Origin of the sequence: Streptomyces sp. NPDC059718, from assembly GCF_042733315.1 — a bacterium.
In the GTDB taxonomy this organism is placed as follows: Bacteria; Actinomycetota; Actinomycetes; order Streptomycetales; family Streptomycetaceae; genus Actinacidiphila.
This window is the reverse complement of the sequence record NZ_JBHWGA010000078.1, coordinates 1-26,286: the sequence shown is the minus strand read 5'-3', so window position 1 is coordinate 26,286 and position 26,286 is coordinate 1. Positions and strand designations below refer to the sequence as shown.

The window sequence follows — 26,286 nt, the reverse complement described above, 5'->3', positions numbered from 1 at the left end:
GTCCGAGGTCACCACCGTGATCGGGTTGCCGTTCAGGTCGGTGAGGTCGGTGAGCGGTTACGCGACCGGGCGGGGGCGTCCCCGTCCACGGGTGAGGCTGTAACCGGCGATGCCCGCGAGCGCGCCCAGCACGCCCCCGGCCGCGGTCCAGATCCAGCGGTCGGACCACCAGCCGCCGCCCCAGCCGTCCTCGGGCTGGGCCAGCCCGGCCGGCACCGGCGAGGCGCTCGGGTCGGCCTCGTCGTCCGCCGCCTCGTCGGACTCCTCGGTCGCGGAGGCGGACGGCACGGCGTTGGGGTCGAGGGTGGCCCCGGCCTTGGCGACGGGGGTGAGCGGGGCGGCGAGTTCGCCGTCGACGGCCTTGGAGCCGCCCGCGTCCGTCGAGGTGGTGCCGACCTGTGCCTGCACCGGCAGACCGAGGTCCTCGTCCGGGAGCCGCAGCACGGTCAGGCGGATGTAGTACGCGCCCGGGAGCGGGTCGTCGGCCCAGGCTTCGGACCACGCGCGAACGGTGCGCAGCCGGCAGCTCAGCTCCAGCTGGGTGTCCTGCGCGGACGCCGTCCTGGTCGGCTTGCCCGCGGTGCACGCCTGACGGCGGCGCAGGCCGTCGTAGACGTCGAGCTGCCAGGTCTGGTCGCCGTGCCGGCTCGCGGACTCCGGCAGGCCGACCGTCGCGGAGACCGTGGGCACCTCGCCCACCGCGGCCGGGAACACCCAGTACAGGTAGTCGCCCGTGGAGGCGCTGGCCGGAACGGTCCGCACCCCCGGCCGGAGGTTCCCGGCGGTCCGGAAGCCGGTGCCGGGCTGGACCGTCTCCTCGGTGGCCCCCGTGCCGCTCGCGCCCGGGCTGGGCGTGGCGTCGTCCGCGGCGGCGGTGCCCGCTCCGGCGGCGAACAGGGCCGCGCCCGCGAGCAGTACGGCGGCCGCCCGGCGCGCCGTTCGGATGGTACGCATCAGTTGGTCCTCCAGACGGCGACGCGCCAGCGCGAGATCCAGCCCCACAGCACACCGGCGACGAGGCCGGTCACGACCAGCAGGGCCAGCAGCCACCAGCCGCGGCCCAGGCCGAAGGAGGCGACGTCGGACGGCTCGTCGGGCGAGGAGACCAGGTCGACGCTGAGTTCGAGCGGCAGGCCCGGGGTGCGCTTCACGGCGTCCGGGGCGGAGAAGGAGTTGCTGACCTCGATGCACACGGTGCGGGCGGCCGCGGCGTCGTCGTCGTCGCGCTCCGGCCAGGCGTAGCGCAGACCGGAGGAGATGACGTCGGTGCGTCCGCTGCCCGCTTCCGAGCCGCGGACGAGTTCCCGGCCGCCGGAGGTGACCGCCCGTACGAGGACGCCGTAGTCGCGGTTGACGGCGCGGTCGGCGCCGACGCTGACGGAGGCGCGCAGTTCCTGGCCGTCGGTGACGCTCACCCGGTACCAGCGGTGCTCGGTGAACGCCTCGCGGTCGCTGTAGACGCCGGCGCCGAGCAGCGGGGCGTCGGCGCAACGGTCGGCGCCCTGGGTCACGGTGGGGGTGACGACCACGTTGTCGGCGGAGCGGTCGACGAGTTGCTTGATGCGGTCGGAGAGCTGGTCGGCGTGGTCGACGGCGGTGTAGGTACCGCCGGTGGCCTCGGCGATACAACTCAGCTGCTCGCGGATCTTGGTGTTGGGCACCAGGCCGAGGGTGTCGACGACCAGGTGGGTGCCCTCGGCGGCGAGTTCACGCGCGACCTCGCACGGGTCGAGCGGCTGGCAGGTGTCCTCGCCGTCGGTGATGAGCACGATCCGGCGGGTGCCGTCACCGCCCGCGAGGTCCTTGCCCGCGGCCTGCAGGGCGGGGCCGATCGGCGTCCATCCGGTGGGGGCGAGGGTGGCGACCGCGGTCTTGGCCTCGGTGCGGTCGACGCTGCCGACCGGGTAGAGGGCCTCGGTGTCCTTGCAGCCGACCACCTTGTCCTTGCCGGGGTAGTTGGCGCCGAGGGTGCGTATGCCGAGCCGGACCTCGTCCGGTACGGCGTCGATGACCTCGTTGAACGCCTGCTTGGCGGCCGACATGCGGGACCTGCCGTCGATGTCGTTGGCCCGCATCGAACCGCTGACGTCGAGCACGAGCTCGACCTTCGGGGCCTCGTGCGCGGTCTCCGGCCCGTCGTCCGCGGCGGCCGGCGCCGCGGCCGGGAAGAGCGCGGTGGCGAGGGTGGCCGCGAGGCCGCACAGCCCCACCGCCAGCCGTTTGCTTATGATCATTGGCGGATCCTATGGAAGATCCGACTCCGCCCCCAACTCGGCCCGGGCCGCTCATCCGTGACCCTCCCCGCAGCGGACCACGCCTCGGGCCCGGGACACGGCGCTGACCAGCGACGGTCGACGGTCACCCCTCTCGTTCGGCTCGGCTGATCGGCCTGACGGACCGTCAGGCAAGATGTCAGACCCGCCGCCGCCACACCTGCGGGACCACGTCGGTCACCTCCAGGCATCCATAGCGTCCCATTGACGATAAGTGGCTCCCCGTGCCAGGCTGACGCGGCATCATGCCGGAGATCCGTCCTGAACCGGCTGTCCCCGGGATGCCCCGGAACCGCTGCATTCGACCAGGACGGCGCTCGCTCTGCACCCGCCGTTCGGTCCGTCCCGCACGTGCCGCCGGATCACCTGGAGGACGCCCGTGGCCCACGCCCACACACCCCATCCCCACCTGGACGCGCGGGCCGCCGACCGGGCCGCCGGGGTGCTGCTCGGCGCGGCCGTGGGCGACGCGCTGGGTGTGCCGTACGAGTTCAAGGCGACGCTGAGTGAGGATCAGCAGCCGCGGATGATCGGCGGCGGCCTGGGTCCGTACGAGCCGGGCGAGTACTCCGACGACACCCAGATGCAGGTCTGCATCGCCCAGGTAGCGGCGACCGGAGCGGATCTGCGCGACCCGGAGGCCCTGGACGCGATCGCCGCCAACTTCCAGGGCTGGCTGAGCGAAGGCGCCAGCGACGTCGGCAACCAGACCAGCCTCGTCCTGAGCACCGCCGCCCGCGCCCCCGGGTCGGCGGGCACGGCGATGTGGGAGGCCGCCCGCGAGTACACCGCCCGCAACGCGCGCAGCGCCGGGAACGGCTCGTTGATGCGGACCGGGATCGTCGCCCTCGCACACCTCGGTGACCCCGCCGCGATGGCCGAGGCCGCCATCGCCGTCAGCGCGCTCACCCACCCCGACCCCGACTGCGCCGACGCCTGCGTGCTGTGGTGCTCCGGCATCCGCACCGCGGTGTTGTACGGCACCTTCGACGGCGTGCGCGACGGCCTGGCCCTGCTCCCGCCCGAGCGCCGCGAGACGTGGGCGAAGCACCTTGACGCGGCGGAGGCCCACCCGCCGCACCACTTCGGCAACAACGGCTGGGTCGTCCACGCACTCCAGGCCGCCTGGTCGGCCATCACCCGCACCGCTGTTCCCGAACTGAACCCTGCCGAAGGCGGCTTCCCCGCCCGGCACCTGCGCCTCGCCCTGGAGGCGGCGGTACGCGCCGGAACGGACACCGACACCGTCGCGGCGATCGCGGGCGCCCTGCTCGGCGCGCGCTGGGGCTGCTCCGGCATCCCGCTGGAGTGGCAGCAGGCCGTCAACGGCTGGCCGGGGCTCACGGGTGCCGACCTGGTCCGGCTGGCTGTGCTCACCGCCCGGGGCGGGAACGACGACGACGCCGGCTGGCCCTCGGCGCCGCGCTTGCCGGCCGGTGGCCACCCCGGCTTCGCCATCCCCCACCCGCACGACGACGGTGTGATCCTGGGCAACCTGGCCCTGGCCCAGGGCACCGAGCCGGTCGGCGTCGACGCCGTGGTCTCGCTCTGCCGCGTCGGTTCGGACCCGCTCCTGCCCGGCACACCCGGCGTCGAGCAGGTCCGCGTCTGGCTGGTCGACAGTGAGGGAGCGAACGCCAACCTCCACCACGTCGTGGACCAGGCCGCCCGCCAGGTGCTACGGCTGCGCCAGGAGGGCAAGCGGGTCCTGCTCCACTGCCATGCCGGGCAGAGCCGCACCCCGGCCGTCGCCGCCGTCTACAGCCACCTGGCCAAGGGCACCGATGCGCAGAGCGCGCTGCGGGACCTGCGCCGGGCGCTGACCGGTGGCTGGCACCTCCACGCGCACCCCGAACTCCAGTCCGCGGTCCACGATCTGACCGCCCCGGCGACGGCCGCCGGAACCCGGATCGACGAGGGCCGGCGGGAGGCGTCCGATCCGGAACCCGACGCCGGGCAGCGGTCCCGGTGGGATCGCCACCCCGGTTGGTGAGCCGCGTCCCGCGCCGAAACCCCCGGCCCCGGTCCCGCGTGAAACCAGGGCCGAGTCCGGGGCCGGGGCGGTGGCCGGCTGGACGTGGGCACACCTGCCGCCGGACCGCCGCGGTACGGTGCGTTCTGCACATTGCAAAGCGTCCCCAACATGCTTTGCCAAGCCCTGACGTCATGACAAACTACGCGGGGATCAGCGGTGTTGGAGGGGATGGACCGTGACTGAAGCGCGGGCGGCAAGTGCTCCCACCGTGCTGCGGGTGGTGCTCGGCAGACGCCTCCAGGACCTCCGCGAGAGGGCCGGTCTCTCCTACGAGCAGGCGGCCCGCGCCCTGGACGTCACCCACGCCACGGTGCGCCGCATCGAGAAGGCCGAGGTGGGCCTGCGCATCCCGTACGTGGAGAAACTGCTCCTCACCTACGGCGTCACCGAGCCCGCCGAGATCGCCAACTTCCTGGAACTGGCCCGCGAGGCCAACCGTCCCGGCTGGTGGCACCGCTTCCGTGACGTGCTCCCCGAGTGGTTCAGCGCCTTCGTCAGCCTGGAGGGCGCCGCCGAGCTGATCCGCGCCTACGAACCGCACTACGTCCCGGGCCTGCTGCAGACCCCGCAGTACGCGGAGGCCGTGCTGCGCGCGGGGCGGCCGCACGCCTCGCGGGAGGAGATCGAGCGCGGCGTCGCGCTGCGCATGCAACGGCAGGCGCTGCTCACCCGCGACGACCCGCCGCTGCTGTGGGTCGTGATGGACGAGACGGTGCTGCGCCGTCCCATCGGCGGCCCCGAGGTGATGCGCCTGCAGATCGACCGCCTGATCGAGGCGTGCGGGATGCCCCAGGTGCGACTGCAGGTGCTGCCCTTCGCGTCGGGGCCGCACCCGGCGATGTACGGCCCGTTCCACATCTTCCGCTTCCCGCTGCCGGAACTGCCGGACATCGCGTACGCGGAGAGCCTGATCGGCGCCGTCTACCTCGACGAACGCGAGGACGTCTCGCGGTTCCGCGAGGCCCTGGACCGGATGAGCGCCCAGGCCCTGCCCGCCGGCCCCACCCGGGAGTTCCTGGAGGAGGCACGGGGCCGGCTGTGAGGTCGGGCGCCGTGCCGTCCACCGGTCAGCGGGGCATCGCGGCCAGCTTCGCCGCGAGGCTCTCGACGCGGTCCCGCCAGACGTCCAGCGCCAGGGCGGGGGGCACCTCGGGGACGCCGGTCTGGGTGAGGACCAGTCGCGCACCGTGCCCGGTGCCGCGGGTCAGCTCCCAGCGCACGGTGCCCTCGTGGCGGCCGTGGAGGTCCCAGGGGTAGGCGAGCGCCTCCTTCGGGCGCAGTTCGCTCACCGGTCCCGGGGCGAAGTCGCCCACGACGAAGCCGCGCGGCACGGGCCCGCCCACCTCGGGCGCGGACACCCCGCCGAGCAGGGTCTTCCACACCACGGCCGCGGGCTGGGTCAGCTGCCGCTCGAAACGGACCTTCCAGCCGACCGGCAGCTCCTCCACCGTGCCGTGGTCGAGACCGAACTCCTTGACGTAGCGCTCGTGGGCCGCCTTCATGTCGCCCGGCCCGGGCGCCGGCTCGCCCTCCAGCTCGGGGTCGATGCCGGCGATGCAGGCGTCCCAGCCCGCGGCGAAGCTGGCGGCGCCGGGGCGGTCGCCGAAGGTGTGGGTCAGGGTCAGCACCGAGCCCAGGGACTCCGGCTCCAGCTCCCAGCGCAGCAGGTCCTCGCCCCAGGTGTAGGCGACGACGTGCGGCGGGTCCCACTCGGTGACCTCGCCGTCCATGGCCTCGCCCTCGCCGTGCCGGAAGGGGAAGCGCACCTTGCCGCCCACCCGCGCCTCCATCTCCACGTCGGAGGGGAACCACTTCGACAGGTGCCCCGGCTCGGTCAGGGCCCGCCACACCTTCTCCGGCGGGTGTGCGAGCCGCCGCTCCATCCGCAGCGCGGTCCGGCCGTCGGCGGTGGTCAGCGTCTCTCCGGTGTCCGTGGTCATGGCTCCTCCATCTCGTCGGGCATGGCGTCCAGATGCCGCTCCAGCGCGTCCAGGCCGGTGCCCCACAGCCTGCGGTACGGCGCGAGCCAGGCGTCGACCTCCCGCAGGGGCTCGGGGCTCAGCTCGTACCAGCGGCGCTGCGCCTCGGCACGCACCCGGACCAGGCCCGCCTCACGGAGCACGCGCAGGTGCTTGGACGTACCGGGCTGGCTGAGGCCGAGGTGCTCGGTGAGCTCGCCGACGAGGCGGGGGCGTTCCAGGAGCAGATCGAGGATCCGCCGCCGCGTCGGCTCGGCCAGCACGTCGAAGGGCATGGACACGTTCCCCAATATACTCCCCAGGCTATATACCCACAACGGCATGTGCGCGCGGCGGGTACGCGACCGGGGCTCGTCGCGCCCTGGTGTGCGCCCCCGACGGTGGGTCAGAATGTCCGCCGTGACGATCACCACCGCCGAGGCGGACAAGGTCCTGGCCGACAACTTCGCGCCCTGGGTGCAGGACCTGGGGCTCTCCGTCGAGGAGACCGGGGAGCGGCACGCCGTGCTGCGGCTGCCCTGGTCGGACCGGCTGGCCCGGGAGGGCGGCGCGTTGTCGGGCCAGGCGCTGATGGCCGCCGCCGACACGGCGACCGTCATCGCGGTGTCCGCGGCCCGCGGGGGCTACGGGCCGATGACGACCATCCAGCAGTCCACCACCTTCCAGCGCGCGGTCATGGGCACCGACGTCCTGGTCACGGCGCGTGTCACCAAGCTCGGGCGGCGGCTGGCGTTCATCGACGTCGACCTCACCCCGGAAGGCGCCGTCGAGCCCGCGGCGCAGGCGGCCACGGTCTACGCCTTCCCCGGCTGAGACGGCTGGAGCGGCTGGAGCGGCAGGAGCGGCAGGGGGCGCCCCGGTGGACCCCCTGCAGATCCCCTCCCGCCCGATTTTCACCGTATCGAGTCGGATTCCCCGTCACGCGCGGCGTGGTGGTGCGACAACCCAGCCGGTCCGGGCAACCATTGACCTTTCGTCAGATAATCGGTTTTTGGGCTGGAGCGACGTGACTCGACGACCCCGCCGGGTGCGCCTGGCGATCTCCGCGACGCTGGCGTGGAGCGCCGTGCTCGGCGGCGCCGGCGGGGCCGCCGCCGCGGTCGCCGGGGACGGGCTGCGCTACGGCGCGACCACCCGGCTCGCCTCGGGCGTGGACTACCGGACGTTCACCTACCGGGGAGCCCACGGCACGGCCCGCGGGCACCTGCTGACGGTGGACCTGCGCACGCCCGGCGTCACGGTGGACCTGCTGCATCCCGGTGTCGTCGCCGGACGCGGCACGGTCTCGGGGCTCGCCGACGCCGCGGGCGCGGTGGGCGGCATCAACGCCGACTTCTTCAACATGAGCGAGGCCCAGCACCCCGGGGTGCCCGCGACCGGTGCCGCGGTCGGCCCGGCGGTCGCCGCGGGACGGGCCCTGAAGTCGGCGGTGCCGCCGGCCCAGCGCTTCGGGCCCAAGCTGCCGCCCGGCGCGACCACCGAGGACGTCCTCGCCGTCGGCACCGACCGGATCGCCCGGCTCGACCGGCTCCGGCTGGCCGGCTCGGTCAGCTTCGAGGAGGGCACGGTGCCGCTCGCCGGCCTGAACCAGTACGCGCTCCCGGTCGGCGGCGTCGGCCTGTACACCTCGGACTGGGGCAGCGCCTCCCGGCTCCGCGCCGGCTGCGGCGACGACGTCAGGCGCGCGGCGCCCTGCAGCGACGACACCTACGAGGTCATGGTCAGCCAGGGCGAGGTGGTGGGTGTTGGCGAGGGCCCGGGAGAGGGCGAGATCCCGCCCGACGCGGTGGTCCTCGTCGGCCGCGAGGCGGGCGCGGAGGCGCTTCGCCTGCTGGAGCCCGGCGACGCGGTCGACGTGCAGCAGCGGCTGGTGGCCTCCGCGTACGGCGGCGGGTACCGCTTCGCCGTCGGGGGCTACCCGATCCTGCGCGACGGCTACCCCCTGGTCGGCCTGGAGAACGGCGTCTCGGCGACCCGCACCGCGGCCGGCTTCGGCGACGACGGGCACGTGATGTACCTCCTGGCCCTGGACGGGAAGGCCGAGTCAGGCAATGGCCTCACGGTCCGCGAACTCGCCTCCCTGATGTCCGGCATCGGCGCCCAGGCCGCCGTCAACCTCGACGGCGGCGGCTCCTCCACCCTCGTCACCCGCGCCCCCGGCGCGTCCCGCGTCAAGGTCCGCAACCACCCGGCGGGCGGCACGGAACGCCTCGTCGCCAACGGCATCGGCGTCTTCACCACCGGCGGCCCACAGCGCCGCGGCCGGACCCTGGACCCGGCCCGGCTCGGCATCGAGGAGTTCCCGCATGTGCAGGGGCCCGCGCCGGTCGAGGCTGTGGTGGAGGTACGGCCCTGGGGCTGACGACCGCCGGGCTTCAGCCCCCCAAGCCCGGCGCGCCCCAGAGGGGGAACCAGCGGCCCAGGTCCTCCTCGAGGCGGAGGTCGTTCCCGAGCAGGGCCTTGGCCTGGAGCTCCAGGGGGTTGTCGCGCTTCTCCCCCGGAAGCGGGGCGAACGGGTAGAACGAGCCTCGTTTGTAAAGGTAGACCAGCGCCAGCGACCGCCCCGCGTCATCGCGGAAGGCGGCCATGGAGCAGAGCAGCTGGGGGCCGAAGCCGTGCCCCTCCAGGGCCGAGTTGACCGCGTGGAGGTCACCGACCAGGACCGGCAGGTCCTCGGCCGGACGCCGGACGACCAGCCATGTGTACCCGTACGCGTCGCGGACGGACTCCACCGGCACGGCGCCCTGGCCGGTGTCCATGTCGAGGAGCGCCCGCACGTCCTGCTGGACCTCGGCGAACGCGCCGCCCTCCACGGCGGCGAAGCACACCGAGCCCACGCCGGTGGGCCGGAAACCGGCTGCGGCCTCGAGGGTCACGGCCGCCGAGGGGAGCCCGAACAGCTGGTCCAGGTCGGGTCTGACGGGCTTGCTGCGGCCGAGCAGCGCGTCCAGGAACCCCATCAGCGCCGTCCCAGTTCGACGGAGATCCGGCCGAGCTGCGCCAGCCGCTGCTCCAGCGTGGGATGCGTGGACAGCAGCTGGGCCAGGCTCTGGCCGCCGGCGAGGGCGGGGACGAAGTAGAAGGCGTTGAAGGGCTCGGCCTTGCGCAGGTCCTCGGTGGGGATGCGGGCCATCTGCCCGGAGACCTTGGTCAGCGCCGAGGCCAGGACGGAGGGCCGCCCGGTGAGCAGCGCGGCGGAGCGGTCGGCGGACAGCTCGCGGTAGCGGGACAGCATCCGGGTCAGCAGGAAGCTGACGCAGTACACGAGCGCGCTGACCAGCGGGATCAGGATGACCACGATCGCGGTGCCGGGGTCGCGGCTGTTGCGGCCGAGGCCGCCCCACAGTCCGATGCGGGTGACCACCCCGGCGAGGACGCCCAGGAAGGAGGCGATCGTCATGACCGCCACGTCCCGGTGGGCGACGTGGGAGAGTTCGTGGGCGATGACGCCCTCCAGCTCCTCGGGCTCCAGTCGGCGCAGCAGGCCGGTGGTGGCGCACACCAGGGCCGCCTTCTCGTTGCGTCCGGTGGCGAACGCGTTGGGGACGTCGCTGTCGGCGATCGCGACGCGGGGTTTGGGCATGTCGGCCAGGGCGCAGATCCGGTCGACGACGCCGTGCAGTTCGGGGGCCTGCTCGGGCGTGACCTCGCGGGCGCCCATGCTGAAGGCGGCGATCCGGTCGCTGAACCAGAACTGGGCGATGAACAGCCCGCCCGCGACGATCAGGATCAGTGGCCAGGCACCGCGCAGCAGGGCCAGCAGGACGCCCACGAACACGACGTACAGCAGCCCGATCATGAACATGGTGACCACCATGCGGGTGGTCAGCCCCCGGTCGGGGGCGAAGCGGGTCCTGTCCATGGCCCCTCCCGTTCCTCCGGGCCGCCGGCCGCGGCTTCGTGCTCCGCTGTCGATTGTGCCTCCGCGGGACCGTGAACGGCGGGGGCGCAGGCGCGGCCGGCCCGGAGTGATCAGCCTGCCGGGTCGAGCGTGAGCTTGCCGTAAGTACGGCGGGCCCGCAGGTCTTCGTGGGCGCGGGTGACCTCGGAGAGCGGGTACCTGCCGCCCTCCTGCGGCTTCAGCCGTCCGTCGGCGGTCATGGCCAGCAGGTCGGCCATCGGCTCGCGGTACATGCCGGGGCGCCCCAGGCAGTGCATCAGCCAGAAGCCGATGACGGCCCGGGAGCGGCCCATGAGCTGCGCGGCCTGCACCGGGGTCGGGGGGACGCGGGAGGCGAGTCCGTACGTCACCAGGCGGCCGAAGGGGGCGAGAGCGGCCAGCGAGGCGTCGAAGACCGGGCCGCCGGTCATCTCCAGCACGATGTCGACCTTCTTGCCGCCGTTGGCCTCGACGAGCCGCTCCTTGAGCCCCGCGGGGTCCGTGGAGTCCGCCTCGATCGCGACGTCCGCGCCGAGCTCCAGCGCGAGGTCGCGCTTGTCCTTGGAGGAGGCGGTGGCGATGACCCGTCCTGCGCCGAACTCCTTGGCGAGCTGCACGGCGAGCGAGCCGGTGCCGCCCGCGGCGGCGTGCACGACCACCGACTCGCCCTCGGCCATGCGGGCCGAGGTGCGCAGCAGGTGCCAGGCGGTGAGGCCCTGGACGACCAGGGCGAGGGCCTGGCCGTCGGTGACGCCCTCGGGCACGTCGTGGGCGAGGTACTCCTCGACGACGGCCTTCTCGGCGTATCCGCCGTTGTCGGTCAGGGCGACCACGCGGCGGCCGTCGGCGGTGCGGCCGACCACCTCGGCGCCGGGCACGAGGGGCAGGGTGGCCTTGGAGAGGTAGGAGTTCTCCACCAAGTGCGTGTCGGCGTAGTTCACCCCCGCCGAGGAGACCTCGACCAGCAGTTGCCCCGGCCCCGGCACGGGATCGGGCAGCTCGACCTGCCGCAGCACCTCCGGCCCGCCGAATTCGGTGATCTGGATCGCGCGCACCGCGACTCCCTCCGCGTACGTACCAACGTCGTCCGGGGTCACGATAGCCCGTAACACCGACCAGTCGGTATGTGACTTTCCCCGGAGCACCGGAAGAATGTGGGGCACCCGAGCACCGCACGTGTCCTCCGTCCCTCGTCCGCCCCCGCAGGGAGAGCCCATGCTCAGGCGCAGCAAGCTGTTCGGCCGCAAGACGCGGATCACCTTCGCCCTCCCCGTCGACCACCCGCCCGGCACCGTGAGCGTGGTCGGCGACTTCAACGGCTGGGAGCCCGGCCGGCACACCCTCGTCCCCCGCCGCGACGGCACCCGCACGGTGTCGGTGATCCTCCCGGCGGGTGTGCACCGCTTCCGCTACCTCGCCACCGACGCGGTCTGGTTCGACGACGAGTCGGCCGACCGCGTGGACGACCGGGGCAGCCTCCTGGAGCTGTAGGCCGTCCCGCGCGCCGGCGGCGCCGTCCGGTCCCGCCCCGTACCACGGGGCGGCCGGACGCGCCGCCGGATGAGCGGTACGGGTCGCCGCGCCGTATGGTCGTGCGTAGGTACGGCCGGGGCTGCGCCGGGGAGCACCTCACGGCAGCGCGGGCGACCGCGGCGACCGGAAGGGCACGAACGGCATGTGGCGGCGCCTCCCAGTACGTCAGATCGTCGGTGTGGCACCGCTGTTGCTGGTGGCCCTGATCGTCCTGCGGCAGTGGCCGATGGTGGACGCCGGTACCGACCGGCTGGGTTCCGCCGACGCCGAGTGGCTGCTGGCGGCCGGGGCCGCGACGCTGCTCGCCTGGGTGTGCTCGGCGGCCGCCCAGCAGGGCGCCGTGCTGGAGCAACTGCCCACGGGACGCCTGCTGGCCACCCAGTTCGCGGCGTCCGCGGCCAACCACATCCTCCCGGCGGGCGTCGGCGGCAACGCCGTCAACCTGCGCTTCCTGCTGCGCTGCGGCCTCTCACCCAGTCGTTCCGCGGCCGCGCTGACCGTGCGGGCGCTGGCGGCCTGCGTGGTGCGGATCGGGCTGCTGGTGGTCCTGCTCGCGGCCTTCCCGCACGCCCTCGACCTGCGCAAGGTCGTGCCCGGGCAGCCCGGTCCCACCGTCGCCCTCGTGGCCGGCGCCGCGCTCTGCCTCGTCCTGGTGGTCCTGCTGTCGGTGCGCCACGTCCGCCGCACCGTCCGCTCGTTCCTCGGCACGGTCGCCACCGACGTCCGCGCGGTGCACGGCCGTTCCGCGCGGGTGGCGGCGCTGTGGGCGGGTTCCCTGGCCTTCCCGGTGATGCACGCCGCGGTGCTGGTCGCGGTCGTACGGTCGCTGCACGCGCCCGTGCCGGCCGCGCACGTCGCGGTGGCGTACCTGGCGGGCAGCGCGGCGGCGGCCCTGCTGCCGACCCCGGGCGGAATCGGCTCGCTGGACGTGGCCCTGGTCCTGGCACTGGTCACCGCGGGCGCCACCGGGGTGGCGGCGACCTCCGCGGTGCTGGCGTACCGCATCGTCACCGTATGGTTGCCCCTGCTCCCCGGTGTGCTGGTGCTGGCCGCGCTGGTCCGCCGGCGGGTGCTGTGAACCGTCCGGGGAGGGAAGTCCAGTGCGCGTCCTGATCGGTCTCGTCGGGGCGCTGGTCGTCGCCGGGACCTTCTCTTCGGTGCTGCGCACGCTGGTGATCCCGCGGCCGACGCGGTCCAGCTTCACGCGCCTGGTGCACGCGGCGGTCCACCTGCCCTTCCAGTTCGTCGCGGACCGCTGCCGGACGCCCGAGGCCAAGGACCGCGTCCTCGTCCCGGTGGCCGCGGTGTCCATCCTCGCCAACCTGATCGGCTGGCTGGTCGCGTTCTGGGCGGGCTACGCCATGCTGCAGGCGGCGGTCAGCGACCTCGCCCCGCTCGACGCGTTGCGGGAGGCGGGGTCGTCGCTGTTCACGCTGGGCTTCGCCAGCAGCCACCACGTCGACCTCACGGTGATCGACTTCATCGCCGCCGCGACCGGCCCGATCACCATCGGCCTCCAGATCGGCTACCTGCCGACCCTGTACGCCGCCTATTCGCGCCGCGAGGCGGAGGTGACCCTGCTGCAGGCCCGGGCGGGCAACCCGCCGTGGGGGCCGGAGATCCTCGCCCGCTACGCCCAGATCGGGCTCACCGACAGCCTCACCGAGCTGTTCCGCAACTGGGAGCGGTGGGCGGCGGAGGTGAGCGAGAGCCACACCAGTTACACGGTGCTCAGCCGGTTCCGCTCCCCGCAGCCCGACCGCAGCTGGCTGATCGCGCTGCTCGCCGTCATGGACGCCGCCGCCATGCAACTCGCCCTCAACCCCGGGCGCCCGCAGGCCGAGGCCCGGCTCGCCCTGCGGGCCGGCTTCGTCTGCCTGCGCGACATCGCCGCGATCTGGCGGATCCCGTACGACGCCGACCCCTCGCCCAACGCGACCATCAGGCTGCCGTACGAGGAGTTCGCCGCGGCCGTCGCCCACGCCGCGGCCAACGGCTACCCGCTGGAGCGCACCCCCGAGGAGGCGTGGCCGCACTTCCGCGGCTGGCGGGTCAACTACGAGGAACTGGCCTACCGTTTCGCCTACCTCTTCGACGCGGTCCCCGCCCCCTGGTCCGGCCCCCGCCGCACCATGGAGGAGACCGTCACCCCGGTCACGCCGGTCGACCGCAAGCCGGCCGCCCGGGAGTAGCGGCGGCCCGGACGCCGGCGGGCGCGGCAGGGGCGTTACGGTGACCACCGTGCCCAGCAGCCCCGGCCCGACGGCCGTCACCCGCCCCGCGCGGCCGGCGGACCTGCCGCAGCTCCTGCGGTGGGAACGCGACTACATCCGTGCCGTGGAACCCGCCGCCGAGGCGGCCTGGACCGAGGCGATCGACCGCAACCTCGGCCTGTGGGTGGAGTGCCTGGACCGCACCCTTGTGCTGGAGGCCGGCGGCGGGCCGGGCGGCTCGATGATGTGGATGCCGGCGGACGACGGCAAGGCCCTGCTGGTCGGCCTGCACGTGGTGCCCGCCCTGCGGCGCCGCGGCTTCGGCCGCCTCCTCCTCGACGCGTTCGCCGCGCAGGCCCGCGCGGCTGGCCACGGGACGCTGGCGCTCGGTGTCCACCGCGTCAATCCGGCCCTCCGGCTCTACGAGGGCGCGGGCTACCACCGCACGGGCGAGGACGGCGACTACCTCCTGCTGGAACGCCCCTCGGCGCCCTGACCGGCCCGCGGACCCCTCACGTCGCCGGCACCGGCTGGGGCGGCACCGGGCCGACGTAGCGGGCGGCCGGACGGATGATCTTGCTGTCCTCGGCCTGCTCCAGGACGTTGGCGCACCAGCCCACGACACGGGCGCAGGCGAAGGTGGGGGTGAACATCTCGCGCGGCAGGCCGCACAGCTCCATGACGACCCCGGCGTAGAACTCGACGTTGGTGTGGAGTTCGCGGCCGGGCTTCAGCTCGGCAAGGATCGCCTCGACCCGCGCCTCGACCTGGACGGCGAGGTCGACGAGCGGGCCGCCGAAGGACCGGGCGATCTCCTTGAGCATCCGGGAACGGGGGTCCTCGGTGCGGTAGACGGGGTGGCCGAACCCCATGATGCGGTCGCCCGCCAGGACGCGTTCACGGATCCACGGGTCGATGCGGTCCGGGGTTCCGATGGCGTCCAGGGTGTCCAGGGCCCGGCTCGGGGCGCCGCCGTGCAGCGGGCCGGACAGCGCGCCGACGGCGCCGGTGAGGCAGGCGGCGAGGTCGGCGCCGGTCGAGGCGATGACGCGGGCGGTGAAGGTGGACGCGTTGAAGCCGTGGTCCACGGTGGAGATCAGGTACCGCTCGACGGCCCGGGCGCGGGCCGGGTCGGGCTCCTCGCCGGTGAGCATGTACAGGTAGTTGGCCGCGAACGGCAGGTCGTCGCGCGGTTCGACCGGCTCCAGGCCCTGGCCGAGCCTGTACAGGGCCGTCAGCAGCGTGGGCACGGCGGCGGTCGCGGCGAGCGCGTCGGACAGCCGCCGCTCCGGGTCGATGTCGTACAGCGGGCGGAAGCCCTCGGCCGCCCCCAGCAGGGACAGCGCCGAGCGCAGCCCGGCCAGCGGACCGCTGAGCGCTCCGGAGCGGACCACGGCCGGCAGCGCCTCGCGGACGGCGGCGGGCAGCCGGCGCAGCGGGGCGACGCGCCGGGCGAAGGCGGCGCGATCGGCGGCGTCGGGCAGCGTGCCGAGCAGCATCAGGTGCCAGACGTCCTCGAAGGTGCGGCTCTGCGCCAGATCGACGGCCGAGTACTGGCGGTAGTGGTAGAAGCCCTCGGTGCCGCGGACGTCGCCGAGCGCGGTCTCGGTGACGACGACTCCCTTCAGGCCGCGGGGTACGTCGGGGGTGACGGGCATGACGGTCACGGTGGTCCTCCGGTGCTGCTTCGACGGCTCGGCATTGACCCGACCATCCATCATTGATTCAGTCCCCGTCAACATTGATCCAATCAATGTGTGGTGGGATGGAGTCATGACGACGGAGGAACGGCTGAGCACCCGTGAGGCGGCCGGGCGGCTCGGGGTCAAGCCGGAGACGGTGTACGCCTACGTCAGCCGCGGCCTGCTGAGCAGCCGGCGCGCCCCCGGCGGGCGCGGCAGCACCTTCGACCCCGAGGAGGTCGACGCCCTCGTGCGCCGCAACCGGCGCGCGGCGCAGCCGCCCCCCGAGGACGAAGGCACGGGCCCCGTGCGCACCGCGATCACCCTCATCGACGGGGACCGCTACTACTTCCGCGGGGTCGACGCGACGGCCCTGGCCGAGCGGTACGGCTACGAGGAGGTGGCGGAGTGGCTGTGGACCGGCGTCCTGCGTTCCGGGGTGCGTTTCACCGCGCCACCGCAGGCGCTGCAGGCCGCCCGGCGGGCGGTCGGGGTGCTGCCCGGGCACAGCGGCCCGATGGACCGGCTGCGGGCGACCGCCGTCGCGGCGGCCGTGGCGGACCCACTCCGGTTCGACCTCTCCCCCGAGGCCGTGCTCGGCGCCGCCCGCGGCCTCATCCCCACGCTGGTCCGGGCTCTGCCCGCGGCCGGGACCCCGCACCGGGGCGAGGGCCGGCTGGCCTGGCGGCTGTGGTCCCGCCTGTCCGGTCGCCCGGCCGACGACGCGTCACTGCGTGCGCTGGACGCGGCGCTCGTCCTGCTCATCGACCACGACCTGGCCGCCTCGACGCTCGCCGTGCGCGTGGCCGCCTCCGCCCGCGCGCATCCGTACGCCGTGGTCTCGGCCGGCCTCGGGGCCCTCGACGGCCCGCTGCACGGAGCCGCGAGCGGCCTCGCCCACCGCATGCTGGCCGAGGTCCTCGACCGCGGCAGCGCGGCGGCCGTCGTCGCCGACCACCTGCGCGCGGGCCGCCGTGTGCCGGGGTTCGGCCACCGCCTCTACCGGGCCGAGGACCCCCGCGCGGTCATGCTCTTCCGGCTGCTCAAGGACGTCCCGTACGCGGAGCGGGCGCTGGCCGCCGCCCGCGAGGTGGCCGCCACGACGGCCCGTCACACCCCGGTCCACCCCAACGTCGACCTCGCCCTGGCGGTGCTCTCCGTCTCCGCCGGCATGGTCCCCGAAGCCGGCGAGACGGTCTTCGCGGTCGCCCGGACGGCGGGCTGGATCGCCCACGCCCTGGAGGAGTACGAGGAACCCCCGCTGCGCATGCGCCCGAGCGGGCACTACGTGGGACCGCGCCCTCCGCAGCCGCTGCCCTGAGGCCCGCCGCCGGGTCATGCGAAAACCTGTACGGCCCGGCACCCTGGTGGCAGCACAATGACGGCCATGCCCACCGAGCCCCACAGCGTTGGTGGCCCTTGCCGCGTCGGCGGGCGGCGCTGACCCACTCCTGCGGGCCCTGGCGCGCCTCGTCGCGGCCGAGGACACGGCCACCGGACACCGGCCGGACGCCGAGGGCGAGCGGGACCGCCCGGCCCGGCAGCGGATCGCGCACCTGGTGGCACGGCTCGCGGCCGCCGTGACGGCCGGCGGCGTCGCGGGGCACCGCACGGCGGCCGTCCGGGCGGGCGAATTGCTCGGCGGAACAGACGGCTTCGTGCCGCAGGCCGCGCACCTGGCCGTGCAGGCCCTTGACCTCGACGCCGCGCCGGGGGTGCTCGTCTGCGAGCTGGAACGCCTGGCGGAACTGCACGCCGGACGCCCTGCGCTGGCTGCCCGCACCGCGTCGGCCCTCCACGACCGCCTCGGCGTGCGACGTCCGCCGGGCGACCCCCTTGTGCTGCTCCTCGCCGCCGAGCGGCTCGCGGCGGACGGCGGCCACGCCGGTGGCCTGCTGGCCGTCGCCGTCACCGCTGCGCTGGGCCGGCGCACCGGCTGGACGGAGGAGTGGCGCACGGTCCTGCGCTCGCTGCGGTGCCATGCCCGTCCCGACGTCCGGGACGCGGCGCTGGCGCTGACCACGGCGGCGGAATAGCACGGGGTGACGGCCGGCCCGGACCGGCCGGCCGTCACCCCGTCAGGAGGCCCCTTCCGGAAGACGCACCTCGTACGCCAGGGCGTCACCGGCCGCCGGGACGTGTTCCACCGCCGCCGCGCGGGCCGCGGCGCGGACGTCGTCCACGGCCAGGGCGAGGAGCGCCAGCTCCGGGGCAGGGCCGGTGACGACGAGCCGGGCGACCTCCGCCCGCATCGACAGCCGCGCCTCGGACTTGGCCTTGCGGACCGCGGTGATCGCGTCGCGGGCGGTGGCCAGGACGCGCGGGTCGCCGTCGCCGGAGAGCGCCCGCAGGGCATCCGCGTCGGGCCAGTCGGCGCGGTGGACCGAGCCTTCGCGCCACCATGACCAGACCTCCTCGGTGACGAAGGGCAGGAAGGGCGCGAACAGCCGCAGCAGGACCGACAGGGCGGTGGACAGCGTCGCGAGGGCGGAGGTGTCGCCGTCGTACGCACGGCCCTTGACCAGTTCGACGTAGTCGTCGCAGAAGTCCCAGAAGAAGGACTCCACGCGTTCCAGGGCGCGGGCGTGGTCGAACTCCTCCAGGGCGTCGGTGGCGGCGCGGACGGTCGACGCGAGGGCCGCGAGGAGGGCGCGGTCCAGCGGCGCGGCGACCGCCGGTGCGGCGCCGTCCGCGACCACGCCGGAGGTGACCACGCCGGATGTGACGACGAAGCGGCCGACGTTGAGGACCTTGATGGCCAGGCGGCGGCCGATCTTCATCTGCCCGGTGTCGAAGGCGGTGTCCGTGCCCGGCCGGGCGGCGGCCGCCCAGTAGCGGACGGCGTCGGAGCCGTGCTGCTCCAGCAGGTCGCCCGGGGTGACCGCCTTGCCCCGGGACTTGGACATCTTCTTGCGGTCCGGGTCGAGGATCCAGCCGGAGATCGCGGCGTGCCGCCACGGCAGGACGCCCTGCTCGGCGTGGGCGCGGACGATGCTGCCGAACAGCCAGGTGCGGATGATCTCGTGGGCCTGCGGCCGCAGGTCCATCGGGAAGACCTTGGCGAACAGCTCGTCGTCGGTGCCCCATCCGGCGGCGATCTGCGGGGTGAGCGACGAGGTCGCCCAGGTGTCCATGACGTCCGGGTCGCCGGTGAACCCGCCGGGCGCGCCGCGCTGCTCCTCGCGGTAGCCGTCGGGGACGTCGGTGCCGGGGTCGACGGGCAGCGCCGACTCGTCGGGGACCAGCGGCGTGCCGTGGACGGGCTCGCCGGCCTCGTCGAGCGGGTACCAGACGGGGACGGGGACGCCGAACCAGCGCTGGCGGCTGACCAGCCAGTCGCCGTTGAGCCCTTCGACCCAGCTCTCGTAGCGGACGCGCATGTGCTCCGGGTGCCAGCGCAGTTCGCGGCCCCGCTCCAGCAGCCGGTCGCGCAGGTCCTCGTCGCGGCCGCCGTTGCGCAGGTACCACTGGCGGGTGGTGACGATCTCCAGTGGCCGGTCGCCCTTCTCGTAGAACTTCACGGCGTGGACGACCGGTTCGGGCTCGCCCTCCAGGTCGCCGTGCTCGCGCAGCATCCCCACCAGCCGCTCGCGGCCGGTGTGCGCGGTGGCGCCGGCCAGCTGTCCGTACGCCTCGCGGGCCCGCGCCGTCCGCAGGGCGGCCGGCGGCGCGGGCAGGAAGCGTCCGTCGCGGCCGAGGACCGGGCGGACGGGCAGCCGGAGTTCGCGCCACCAGGTGACGTCGGCGGTGTCGCCGAAGGTGCAGATCATGGCGATGCCGGTGCCCTTGTCCGGGTCGGCCAGCCGGTGGGCGTGGACGGGGACCTCGACGCCGAAGACCGGGGTCGTGACGCTCGTGCCGATCAGCTCCCGGTAACGCTCGTCGTCGGGGTGCGCGACCAGGGCGACGCAGGCGGGGAGGAGCTCCGGCCGGGTGGTGGCGACGACGACCCGGCCGCCGCCGGGGCGGTGGAAGGCCAGCCGGTGGTAGGCGCCGGGCCGTTCGCGGTCCTCCAGCTCCGCCTGGGCGACGGCGGTGCGGAAGGTGGTGTCCCACAGGGTGGGCGCCTCGGCCGAGTAGGCCTCGCCGCGCGCCAGGTTGCGCAGGAAGGCGCGCTGGGAGGCGGCGCGCGAAAGGGCGCCGAGGGTCTGGTAGGTGAGCGTCCAGTCGACCGACAGGCCCAGGCGGCGCCAGAGTTGCTCGAAGGCCTTCTCGTCCTCGGCGGTGAGGGCCTCGCACAGTTCGATGAAGTTCCGCCGCGAGACCGGCCGCTGGTGACTGCCGGGGCGCTCGGGCGGGGTGAAGCCGGGATCGTACGGGAGCGAGGGGTCGCAGCGGACCCCGTAGTGGTTCTGGACCCGGCGCTCGGTGGGCAGGCCGTTGTCGTCCCAGCCCATGGGGTAGAAGACGGTCTGCCCGCGCATGCGCCGGTAGCGGGCGACGGTGTCGGTGTGGGTGTACGAGAAGACGTGGCCGATGTGGAGCGATCCGCTGGCCGTGGGCGGCGGGGTGTCGATGGAGAAGATCTCCTCGCGCGGCCGCGACCGGTCGAAGCGGTGTACGCCCGACTCGTCCCAGCGCCGCGACCATTTCGCTTCGAGCCCGTCGAGGGAGGGCTTGCCGGGGACGTCGTGATGACGGGACGGGGGGTTCATGCCGTCCCATGGTAGGCAGGCGGGCCCCCGCGGCCGAACGATTTACCCGCCGGATCGTTCGTGTCACCGATGATTCGGTAACGGACCTTTTTGCTAGGCTCGGACCATGGGTCCCACGGTTTCCGCGCCCGACTTCACCGGGCTGCTGCAGTACGCCAGCCACGCCATGACGAACCGGCTGGCGGCGGCGCTGGCCGAGGTGGGACTCACCCCCCGCGGGTACTGCGTGCTGCTGCACGCACTCCCCGGGGAGCTGACGCAGGCTCAACTCGCCGAGGTCTCCCAGCAGGACAAGACCACGATGGTGGTCACCATGGACGAGCTGGAGCGGGCCGGCCTCGCCGAGCGGCACCCCTCCCCCACGGACCGCCGGGCCCGCATCATCACCGTCACCGAGGCGGGCCGGGAGCTCGTCGCCCGCGGCAGGGAGATCACCGCGCGCGTCCACGGCGACCTGCTGGCGGCCCTTCCCCAGGAAGAACGGGCGGTCTTCACCTCCGCGCTGCAGCGGCTGGTGGACGGTCATCTCGCCGCGGGCGCGGATTCCCCGCGTCCGGTGCGGCGCGCGCGGCAGTCCCGCAAGTAGGCTCGGAACGTGAGCGACAAGGCGGCTTTCGAGCGGGGCACGGACGGTCCCAAGGTGATCGTGGCGGGACTGGACGGATCGGAGTCGTCGTGGCGCGCCGCGGCGTACGCGGCGGGGCTGGCGCGGCGCCAGAGGGCGCTGCTGGCGATCGTGTACGTGCAGCCGGTCCTGGCGGCGGGGGCCGCCTTCGGCGCCCCGGTCGCGGAGGCGACCGCCGAGATCGCCGACGAGCTGAAGGCGGAGATAGAGAAGGCCGCTTCACGCTTCCAGTCGGTGTCCAGCCTGCGCTGGGAGTTCCACACGTTCACGGGCGACCCGTTCAGCGGGCTGTCCCAGGCCTCCGACGAGCTGAAGGCCGACGCGGTCGTGGTCGGCGCCTCCGAGAAGGCCGGGCACCGGATCGTGGGCTCGGTGGCGGTGCGGCTGGTCAAGGCGGGCCGCTGGCCGGTGACGGTCGTCCCGTAGGCCCTCTCCCGCCGCGGTCGGTCAGGTCCCGTCGGCGACGTGGATGACGACCTTGCCGCGGTGGTGCTCGTGCTCCAGCGCCTCGTAGGCGGCGCGGGTCTCGGCGAGCGGCACCACGCGGTCGACCCGCGGGGTGAGCTTGCCGCCGTCGATGAGCCGGGAGACCGCCTCCAGGCCCGTCCGGTCCGGCTCGACGACGAAGAAGACGCCGCGGGCGCCGTGCGCGCGGGCGCTCTCCTCGTCCGGCGGGGACACGATGCTCACCAGCAGGCCGCCGGGACGCAGCACCGACCAGGAGCGGTCCTGCGTGGCGCCGCCGACGGCGTCGAAGACGACGTCCACGTCCGCCACCTCGTCCTCGAAGCGGCTGCCGGCGTAGTCGACGACCCGCTCCGCGCCCAGGCCGGTGACGAAGCCCGCGTCGCGCGCGGCGGCGGTCGCCGTCACCCGCGCGCCGAGCGCGGCGGCGATCTGGACGGCAAAGGAGCCGACGCCTCCCGCCGCGCCGTGGACCAGCACGTGCCGGCCCGGGGTGACCCCCGCGTGCCGGGCCAGCGCCTGCCAGACGGTGAGCGCGGCGAGCGGGACCGAGGCGGCCGCGTCGTGGTCGAGACGCCGGGGCTTGGCGGCCAGGATGCCCGCGGGGAGGGTGACGAACTCGGCGGCGGCACCGTCGTGGACGAAGGGGATCAGTGCGTAGACGGCGTCCCCGACCCTCGGGGTGATCACCCCGGGGCCCACCTCGGCGACCACTCCGGAGACCTCGTGCGAGGGGATCGTGGGGGTGCGGTCGCGGCCCGAGCCGTCGAAGCTGTCGGTCCAGGTCGCGTCCCAGCCGAGCTCCCCGGCGGTCACGGAGGCCGCCCGCACCGCCACCAGCGCCTCACCCGCGTCCGGCTCGGGGCGGGGCACGGTCTCGTAGCGGAGCTGTTCGGGCCCGCCGCGCCGATGCGCCCGTACGGCGTGCATCGTCGTCACCATCGGCCGCTCCCGTGGGTCGCTCCCGTGCCTGACCGGCGGGGGCGACGGACGTCCCCGCTCCCTCCAGCATCCGGCCCCGCCCGGCTCCCGGCATCCCGTTCCGCGGGGCGGCGGGGGGACGCGCCGGGAGGGCGGCGTTCGGAATAGCGCAGCGCTGCCCTCGGTTACGGTCAGTGGGTCCCGACCGACGGCACCCGGAAGCAGGTAAGGGAAGCATGAGCACTGTTGAGCTCACCAAGGACAACTTCGACGAGGTCGTGGGCAACAACGATTTCGTCCTGATCGACTTCTGGGCGTCCTGGTGCGGCCCGTGCCGGATGTTCGCCCCCGTCTACGAGTCGGCCGCGGAGAAGAACACCGACCTCGTGTTCGGCAAGGTCGACACGGAGGCGCAGCCGGAGCTGGCCGCCGCGTTCCAGATCCAGTCCATCCCGACGCTGATGATCATCCGCGACAAGGTGGCCGTCTTCTCCCAGCCCGGCGCGCTGCCCGCGCCCGCGTTCGAGGACCTGATCAAGCAGGCGCGGGACCTGGACATGGACGAGGTCCGCAAGTCCATCGCCGAACAGGGCGCGGACCAGGAGGCCCCGAAGGCCTGACATCTGACGAGGCGTCAGCTATGGTGCGGCCGTATGGGGCGCACCATAGCGGAACTCGTCGAGGGCCAGTGGGGCGATCGGCGCCCCGGTCTGCTGTACGGGGAGCGCAGGCTCAGCCGCCATGACGTGGCGGCCGCTTCCGCCGCCCGCGCCGCGCTGCTGGCCGACCTGCTGCCGCACGGCGCCGAGCCGCACGTCGGGGTGCTCCTGGGCAACGTCCCGGAGTTCCCGCTGTGGCTCGGCGCCGCGGCGTGCGCGGGGGCCGCCGTGGTGGGGGTCAACCCGACCCGGCGCGGTGCGGAGCTGGCCCGGGACATCGCGCACACCGAGTGCGCTCTGCTGGTCACCGAGCGTGCGCACCTGCCCGCGCTGCGCGGTCTCGCGCTCCCCCTCCCCCCGGAGCGGATCCTGGTCGTGGACGACCCGGCGTACGCGGCCCTGCTGCGCCCGTACGAGGACGCCGGTCCGCCGCGCGGCGGCCGGGCACACCCCGGCTCCCGGCTCCTGCTCTACTTCACCTCCGGCTCGACCGGCGCCCCCAAGGCCGTGGTCGTCTCCCAGGGGAGGCTCGCCGACGCGGGCGCCTCCCTCAGCGGCTTCCTGGGCCTCGGACCGGACGACGTCCACTACCTGTGCATGCCGCTCTTCCACGGCAACGCCGTGATGGCCGGCTGGGCACCCGCCCTCGCGGGCGGCGGCGCGGTCGCGCTGCGCCGGTCCTTCTCCGCCTCCCGCTTCCTGCCGGACGTACGCGCCTACGGGGCCACGTACTTCACCTACGTCGGGCGGGCCGTGCAGTACCTGCTCGCCACCCCCGAGCTCCCCGACGACCGCGACCACCGCCTGCGCCGGGGCTTCGGCACCGAGGCCGGGGCCGTGGACGCGGCCCGGTTCGCGGAGCGCTTCGGCGTGCCCCTCACCGAGGGGTACGGCTCCTCCGAGGGCGGGGCCGCCATCCAGCACTCCCCCGGCACGCCGCCCGGCGCGGTCGGGCGTGCCGCCCCCGGAGCCGACCTCGCCGTGGTGGACCCGGCGACCGGCGCCGAGCGGCCCCGCGCGGTCCTCGACGCGGCGGGCCGGCTGCTCAACGGCGACGAGGCGATAGGCGAGCTCGTCAACCGCGGGCCCTCCCGCTTCGAGGGGTACTGGCGCAACCCCGAGGCGGTCGCCGCGCGCACCCGCGACGGCTGGTACTGGACCGGCGACCTCTTCTTCCGGGACACCGGCGGCTGGTTCCACTTCGCGGGCCGCGCCGACGACCGGCTGCGCGTGGACGGCGAGAACCTCGCCGCCGCCGTCGTGGAGAACGTCCTGGCCCGCTTCCCCGCCGCCGCGGCCGTCGCCGCGTACGCCGTCCCCGACCCCGTCTCGGGCGACCAAGTGATGGCGGCCCTGGCCCTCCGTGAGGGTGCCGCCTTCGACCCCGGCGCCTTCGCCGCGTTCCTGGCGGCGCAGGCGGACCTCGGCACGAAGTCGGCCCCGCGCTTCGTACGGGTCGTGCCGCGCATGCCGGTCACCGCCACCAACAAGGTGCGGCGCGCGGCCCTGCGCCGTGAGGGCTTCCGCTGCCCCGACCCCGTGTGGTGGTCCCCGCCCGGCGAGGGACCCTGCGGCGCGGCGTACCGCCGCTTCACCGCCGCGGACCTCGCCACGCTGCTGGAGGGCTACCGCGCCCAGGACCGCGCCGGGCTCCTGGACCGCTGAGCCCGCGGCCCGGAGCCGCACCCCGGGCGGTCGTTTCATGCCGGTCCGTCCGGGAACACGCACCCCATGTGCCACGACCAGCTTCGGACGCCGCGCCGGGCACTGCGCACGGGAACGGGTCCGACGTGACCGCCGGCCGGGGTGCGGCGGACGCCCGGGACGTGCGGGTCGCCCGGGCGACGGTGCGGGCGCTGCCGACGGCGCACGGCGAGACGTACGCCTGGAGGCGGGCATCCGGTTGCGCGACACCCCGCAGCCCCTCTACCAGTTGCTCGTCCTCGCGATGCTGTTCGGTGCGCGCATCCGCACGCGGACGGCGATCGCCGCGGCCCGCGCCCTGTTCGCGGCGGGGCTGCGCGACTCCGCCGTGACGGCCGGCGCGACCTCGCGGCGGAGACGGGACGTGCTGACGAGGGCGGCCACCGGCGGTACGACGAGCGGACCGCGACCTGGCTCGGGGACGCCGCGCAGTTGCTGCTGGACCGGTACGACGGCGACCTGCGCAAGGCCCGTGCGGCGGCCGACGGGGACGCGGAGCGGCAGTGCCGGCTGCTGCGGGAGGTGCCCGGCGTCGGCCCGGTCGGAGCGGGCGTCTTCCTGCGGGAGGTGCAGGCGGTGTGGCCGGAATTCGCCCCCGCCTTCGACGGGAAGGTGCTCCAGGGTACGCAGCGCCTGGAGCTCCCCGGCGCGGCCGGCGAGCTGGCGGAGCTGGTGCCGGAGGGCGAGGAGGCCGTCCTGGCCGCGGCGCCGGTACGCGCCGCGGTGGACCGGAAGATCGCCGGTGAGGTCCTGGCATCCACGCCCTGACCTGCACAGACGCGCTCTGGAGATGCGGGCCGCCAGGTCGCGGTCCACGCTTGATTCGGACCGGACGGCAGAGGCCGCCCTCGACTCGGGTGTCATCTGCCGTCCCTCGGCCGTTCGTCCGGGGCGCTCTTGAGCGGCCCGCGCCGAAGGGCTTAGGTGGTACGGACACCGCCCGGCCGTGGCCGGGCGGGACACGGAAAACCGCCTTCGACGGGAGGTCCCGGCCATGCCCGGCACCAGCCAGCGGATGGAGACATCCGAACCGATCACCGAGACAGCGGCGGAGGAACATATCCAGGGCATCTGTTTCAAGACCGGCCCGCCGCGCCGCATAGGCGTGGAACTGGAATGGTTCCTCCACGACCCGCACGACCCGGCCCGCCCGGTGGGCCGCGCACGGCTCGGCGCCGCCGTCGCCGGACTGCACGACCTGTACCTCCGCTCCCGGCTCACGACCGAGCCCGGCGGCCAGCTGGAGCTGAGCTCGCTGCCCGCCCCCTCACTCACCGCGTGCGTCAACGCCGCGGCCGCCGACCTCCACTCCGTACGCCACCGGCTCCGCCGGGAGGGCCTGGCCCTGGCGGGCCACGGCCACGACCCCTGGCGCCGGCCCCGCCGGCTGCTGGACGAGCCCCGGTACGCGGCGATGGAGACGTACTTCGACCGCTCAGGAACCGCGGGCCGGTCCATGATGTGCTCCACGGCCTCCGTCCAGGTCTGCCTGGACTCGGGCACGGAGGAGCCGGGACCCTTCGGACTCGGCAGACGCTGGCTGCTGGCGCACCTGCTGGGCGCGGTCCTGGTCGCCGCGTTCGCCAACTCGCCGCTCAGCGCGGGCCGTCCGACCGGCTGGCGGTCCACGCGGCAGGCGGTGTGGGCCGCCCTGGACCCGGG

The 26,286-nt window shown here is 74.6% G+C and carries 25 protein-coding genes and 1 pseudogene; 16 read left to right on the top strand and 10 right to left on the bottom strand.

Annotated elements, in window-relative coordinates; translation table 11 throughout:
• Positions 1-57: 57 nt before the first annotated feature.
• Together ACFV3E_RS43955 and ACFV3E_RS43950 are read right to left on the bottom strand one after the other, a co-directional pair.
• On the bottom strand, positions 58-954 hold the full coding sequence (locus ACFV3E_RS43955; RefSeq protein WP_500541783.1) for a hypothetical protein: 897 nt from the start codon (positions 952-954) through the stop codon (positions 58-60).
• Entirely contained in the window at positions 954-2,234 is a 1,281-nt protein-coding gene (locus tag ACFV3E_RS43950) for a VWA domain-containing protein (protein ID WP_500363841.1), read from the bottom strand. The genes ACFV3E_RS43955 and ACFV3E_RS43950 overlap by 1 nt, the downstream gene beginning before the upstream one ends.
• A 418-nt stretch (positions 2,235-2,652) precedes the next feature.
• Here ACFV3E_RS43950 and ACFV3E_RS43945 point away from each other — a divergent pair, with 418 nt between their 5' ends.
• Together ACFV3E_RS43945 and ACFV3E_RS43940 are read left to right on the top strand one after the other, a co-directional pair.
• Positions 2,653-4,266, top strand: a complete 1,614-nt coding sequence (locus ACFV3E_RS43945) for an ADP-ribosylglycohydrolase family protein (RefSeq protein ID WP_500541781.1) — start codon at positions 2,653-2,655, stop codon at positions 4,264-4,266.
• A 217-nt stretch (positions 4,267-4,483) separates the two neighbouring features.
• Positions 4,484-5,350, top strand: a complete 867-nt coding sequence (locus ACFV3E_RS43940; protein ID WP_499515409.1) for a Sco1979 family transcriptional regulator — start codon at positions 4,484-4,486, stop codon at positions 5,348-5,350.
• A gap of 25 nt (positions 5,351-5,375) precedes the next feature.
• Here ACFV3E_RS43940 and ACFV3E_RS43935 read toward each other — a convergent pair whose 3' ends face one another.
• Entirely contained in the window at positions 5,376-6,248 is an 873-nt protein-coding gene (locus tag ACFV3E_RS43935) for an SRPBCC family protein (protein ID WP_500541779.1), read from the bottom strand.
• Positions 6,245-6,568 carry an ArsR/SmtB family transcription factor gene (locus ACFV3E_RS43930; RefSeq protein ID WP_500541777.1) on the bottom strand — a complete coding sequence of 108 codons (324 nt, stop codon included), beginning with the start codon at positions 6,566-6,568 and terminating at the stop codon, positions 6,245-6,247. The genes ACFV3E_RS43935 and ACFV3E_RS43930 overlap by 4 nt, the downstream gene beginning before the upstream one ends.
• Before the next feature lie 118 nt (positions 6,569-6,686).
• Here ACFV3E_RS43930 and ACFV3E_RS43925 point away from each other — a divergent pair, with 118 nt between their 5' ends.
• Together ACFV3E_RS43925 and ACFV3E_RS43920 are read left to right on the top strand one after the other, a co-directional pair.
• Positions 6,687-7,100, top strand: coding sequence for a PaaI family thioesterase (locus ACFV3E_RS43925; protein ID WP_500541775.1), 414 nt, complete (start codon positions 6,687-6,689; stop codon positions 7,098-7,100).
• 193 nt (positions 7,101-7,293) lie between these two features.
• Positions 7,294-8,649 carry a phosphodiester glycosidase family protein gene (locus tag ACFV3E_RS43920; protein ID WP_500541773.1) on the top strand — a complete coding sequence of 452 codons (1,356 nt, stop codon included), beginning with the start codon at positions 7,294-7,296 and terminating at the stop codon, positions 8,647-8,649.
• Positions 8,650-8,662: 13 nt separating this feature from the next.
• On the opposite strand, the gene pspAB is transcribed toward ACFV3E_RS43920, so the two are convergent.
• The 3 genes from pspAB to ACFV3E_RS43905 all read right to left on the bottom strand — a co-directional run bounded on the left by pspAB (position 8,663) and on the right by ACFV3E_RS43905 (position 11,222).
• Positions 8,663-9,247: a PspA-associated protein PspAB gene (gene pspAB / locus ACFV3E_RS43915; RefSeq protein WP_500541771.1), complete on the bottom strand. Its 585-nt coding sequence runs from the start codon at positions 9,245-9,247 to the stop codon at positions 8,663-8,665.
• Positions 9,247-10,149, bottom strand: a complete 903-nt coding sequence (gene htpX / locus ACFV3E_RS43910; protein ID WP_499515403.1) for a zinc metalloprotease HtpX — start codon at positions 10,147-10,149, stop codon at positions 9,247-9,249. Before htpX ends, pspAB begins: the two co-directional genes overlap by 1 nt.
• A gap of 110 nt (positions 10,150-10,259) precedes the next feature.
• Entirely contained in the window at positions 10,260-11,222 is a 963-nt protein-coding gene (locus tag ACFV3E_RS43905; RefSeq protein ID WP_500541769.1) for a quinone oxidoreductase family protein, read from the bottom strand.
• 160 nt (positions 11,223-11,382) lie between these two features.
• Between ACFV3E_RS43905 and ACFV3E_RS43900 the strand changes: the two genes are divergently transcribed.
• From ACFV3E_RS43900 to ACFV3E_RS43885, 4 genes are all read left to right on the top strand, one after another.
• Positions 11,383-11,658: an isoamylase early set domain-containing protein gene (locus tag ACFV3E_RS43900; RefSeq protein WP_500363856.1), complete on the top strand. Its 276-nt coding sequence runs from the start codon at positions 11,383-11,385 to the stop codon at positions 11,656-11,658.
• A gap of 220 nt (positions 11,659-11,878) precedes the next feature.
• The gene (locus ACFV3E_RS43895) at positions 11,879-12,778 is read left to right on the top strand and encodes a lysylphosphatidylglycerol synthase transmembrane domain-containing protein (protein ID WP_500541767.1); all 900 of its coding nucleotides are present in this window, start codon (positions 11,879-11,881) and stop codon (positions 12,776-12,778) included.
• 22 nt (positions 12,779-12,800) lie between these two features.
• Complete coding sequence (locus tag ACFV3E_RS43890; RefSeq protein WP_500333132.1) at positions 12,801-13,892, top strand: hypothetical protein; 1,092 nt, start codon at positions 12,801-12,803, stop codon at positions 13,890-13,892.
• A gap of 49 nt (positions 13,893-13,941) precedes the next feature.
• The gene (locus ACFV3E_RS43885; protein WP_500541765.1) at positions 13,942-14,409 is read left to right on the top strand and encodes a GNAT family N-acetyltransferase; all 468 of its coding nucleotides are present in this window, start codon (positions 13,942-13,944) and stop codon (positions 14,407-14,409) included.
• Positions 14,410-14,425: 16 nt separating this feature from the next.
• Here ACFV3E_RS43885 and ACFV3E_RS43880 read toward each other — a convergent pair whose 3' ends face one another.
• Complete coding sequence (locus tag ACFV3E_RS43880) at positions 14,426-15,571, bottom strand: citrate synthase/methylcitrate synthase (protein WP_500541763.1); 1,146 nt, start codon at positions 15,569-15,571, stop codon at positions 14,426-14,428.
• A 115-nt stretch (positions 15,572-15,686) separates the two neighbouring features.
• Between ACFV3E_RS43880 and ACFV3E_RS43875 the strand changes: the two genes are divergently transcribed.
• Both ACFV3E_RS43875 and ACFV3E_RS43870 read left to right on the top strand, forming a co-directional pair.
• Entirely contained in the window at positions 15,687-16,916 is a 1,230-nt protein-coding gene (locus tag ACFV3E_RS43875; protein WP_500541761.1) for a citrate/2-methylcitrate synthase, read from the top strand.
• 88 nt (positions 16,917-17,004) lie between these two features.
• Complete coding sequence (locus ACFV3E_RS43870) at positions 17,005-17,631, top strand: hypothetical protein (RefSeq protein ID WP_500541759.1); 627 nt, start codon at positions 17,005-17,007, stop codon at positions 17,629-17,631.
• Positions 17,632-17,673: 42 nt separating this feature from the next.
• On the opposite strand, the gene valS is transcribed toward ACFV3E_RS43870, so the two are convergent.
• The gene (valS, locus tag ACFV3E_RS43865) at positions 17,674-20,250 is read right to left on the bottom strand and encodes a valine--tRNA ligase (protein WP_500541757.1); all 2,577 of its coding nucleotides are present in this window, start codon (positions 20,248-20,250) and stop codon (positions 17,674-17,676) included.
• Between the two features lie 106 nt (positions 20,251-20,356).
• Between valS and ACFV3E_RS43860 the strand changes: the two genes are divergently transcribed.
• Both ACFV3E_RS43860 and ACFV3E_RS43855 read left to right on the top strand, forming a co-directional pair.
• Positions 20,357-20,836, top strand: coding sequence for a MarR family winged helix-turn-helix transcriptional regulator (locus ACFV3E_RS43860; protein WP_500541755.1), 480 nt, complete (start codon positions 20,357-20,359; stop codon positions 20,834-20,836).
• A gap of 9 nt (positions 20,837-20,845) precedes the next feature.
• Positions 20,846-21,301: a universal stress protein gene (locus tag ACFV3E_RS43855; RefSeq protein WP_500323170.1), complete on the top strand. Its 456-nt coding sequence runs from the start codon at positions 20,846-20,848 to the stop codon at positions 21,299-21,301.
• 21 nt (positions 21,302-21,322) lie between these two features.
• On the opposite strand, the gene ACFV3E_RS43850 is transcribed toward ACFV3E_RS43855, so the two are convergent.
• Complete coding sequence (locus ACFV3E_RS43850) at positions 21,323-22,282, bottom strand: NADP-dependent oxidoreductase (RefSeq protein WP_500541753.1); 960 nt, start codon at positions 22,280-22,282, stop codon at positions 21,323-21,325.
• A 215-nt stretch (positions 22,283-22,497) separates the two neighbouring features.
• Between ACFV3E_RS43850 and trxA the strand changes: the two genes are divergently transcribed.
• The 4 genes and pseudogenes from trxA to ACFV3E_RS43830 all read left to right on the top strand — a co-directional run.
• Positions 22,498-22,881: a thioredoxin gene (gene trxA / locus ACFV3E_RS43845; RefSeq protein WP_500363870.1), complete on the top strand. Its 384-nt coding sequence runs from the start codon at positions 22,498-22,500 to the stop codon at positions 22,879-22,881.
• Between the two features lie 33 nt (positions 22,882-22,914).
• Positions 22,915-24,585: an AMP-binding protein gene (locus ACFV3E_RS43840; RefSeq protein WP_500541751.1), complete on the top strand. Its 1,671-nt coding sequence runs from the start codon at positions 22,915-22,917 to the stop codon at positions 24,583-24,585.
• 161 nt (positions 24,586-24,746) lie between these two features.
• Positions 24,747-25,392: pseudogene (locus tag ACFV3E_RS43835) on the top strand (endonuclease).
• A gap of 226 nt (positions 25,393-25,618) precedes the next feature.
• Positions 25,619-26,286 (top strand): glutamate-cysteine ligase family protein (locus ACFV3E_RS43830; protein WP_500541749.1); only part of this gene is annotated, 668 nt, incomplete at its 3' end.

Coding starts and splice junctions, on each gene's coding strand:
- ACFV3E_RS43955 (WP_500541783.1), bottom strand. CDS start 954: ATGCGTACCATCCGAACGGCGCGCCGGGCGGCCGCCGTACTGCTCGCG.
- ACFV3E_RS43950 (WP_500363841.1), bottom strand. CDS start 2,234: ATGATCATAAGCAAACGGCTGGCGGTGGGGCTGTGCGGCCTCGCGGCC.
- ACFV3E_RS43935 (WP_500541779.1), bottom strand. CDS start 6,248: ATGACCACGGACACCGGAGAGACGCTGACCACCGCCGACGGCCGGACC.
- pspAB (WP_500541771.1), bottom strand. CDS start 9,247: ATGGGGTTCCTGGACGCGCTGCTCGGCCGCAGCAAGCCCGTCAGACCC.
- htpX (WP_499515403.1), bottom strand. CDS start 10,149: ATGGACAGGACCCGCTTCGCCCCCGACCGGGGGCTGACCACCCGCATG.
- ACFV3E_RS43900 (WP_500363856.1), top strand. CDS start 11,383: ATGCTCAGGCGCAGCAAGCTGTTCGGCCGCAAGACGCGGATCACCTTC.
- ACFV3E_RS43880 (WP_500541763.1), bottom strand. CDS start 15,571: ATGCCCGTCACCCCCGACGTACCCCGCGGCCTGAAGGGAGTCGTCGTC.
- ACFV3E_RS43875 (WP_500541761.1), top strand. CDS start 15,687: ATGACGACGGAGGAACGGCTGAGCACCCGTGAGGCGGCCGGGCGGCTC.
- valS (WP_500541757.1), bottom strand. CDS start 20,250: ATGAACCCCCCGTCCCGTCATCACGACGTCCCCGGCAAGCCCTCCCTC.
- ACFV3E_RS43860 (WP_500541755.1), top strand. CDS start 20,357: ATGGGTCCCACGGTTTCCGCGCCCGACTTCACCGGGCTGCTGCAGTAC.
- ACFV3E_RS43850 (WP_500541753.1), bottom strand. CDS start 22,282: ATGGTGACGACGATGCACGCCGTACGGGCGCATCGGCGCGGCGGGCCC.
- trxA (WP_500363870.1), top strand. CDS start 22,498: ATGAGCACTGTTGAGCTCACCAAGGACAACTTCGACGAGGTCGTGGGC.
- ACFV3E_RS43840 (WP_500541751.1), top strand. CDS start 22,915: ATGGGGCGCACCATAGCGGAACTCGTCGAGGGCCAGTGGGGCGATCGG.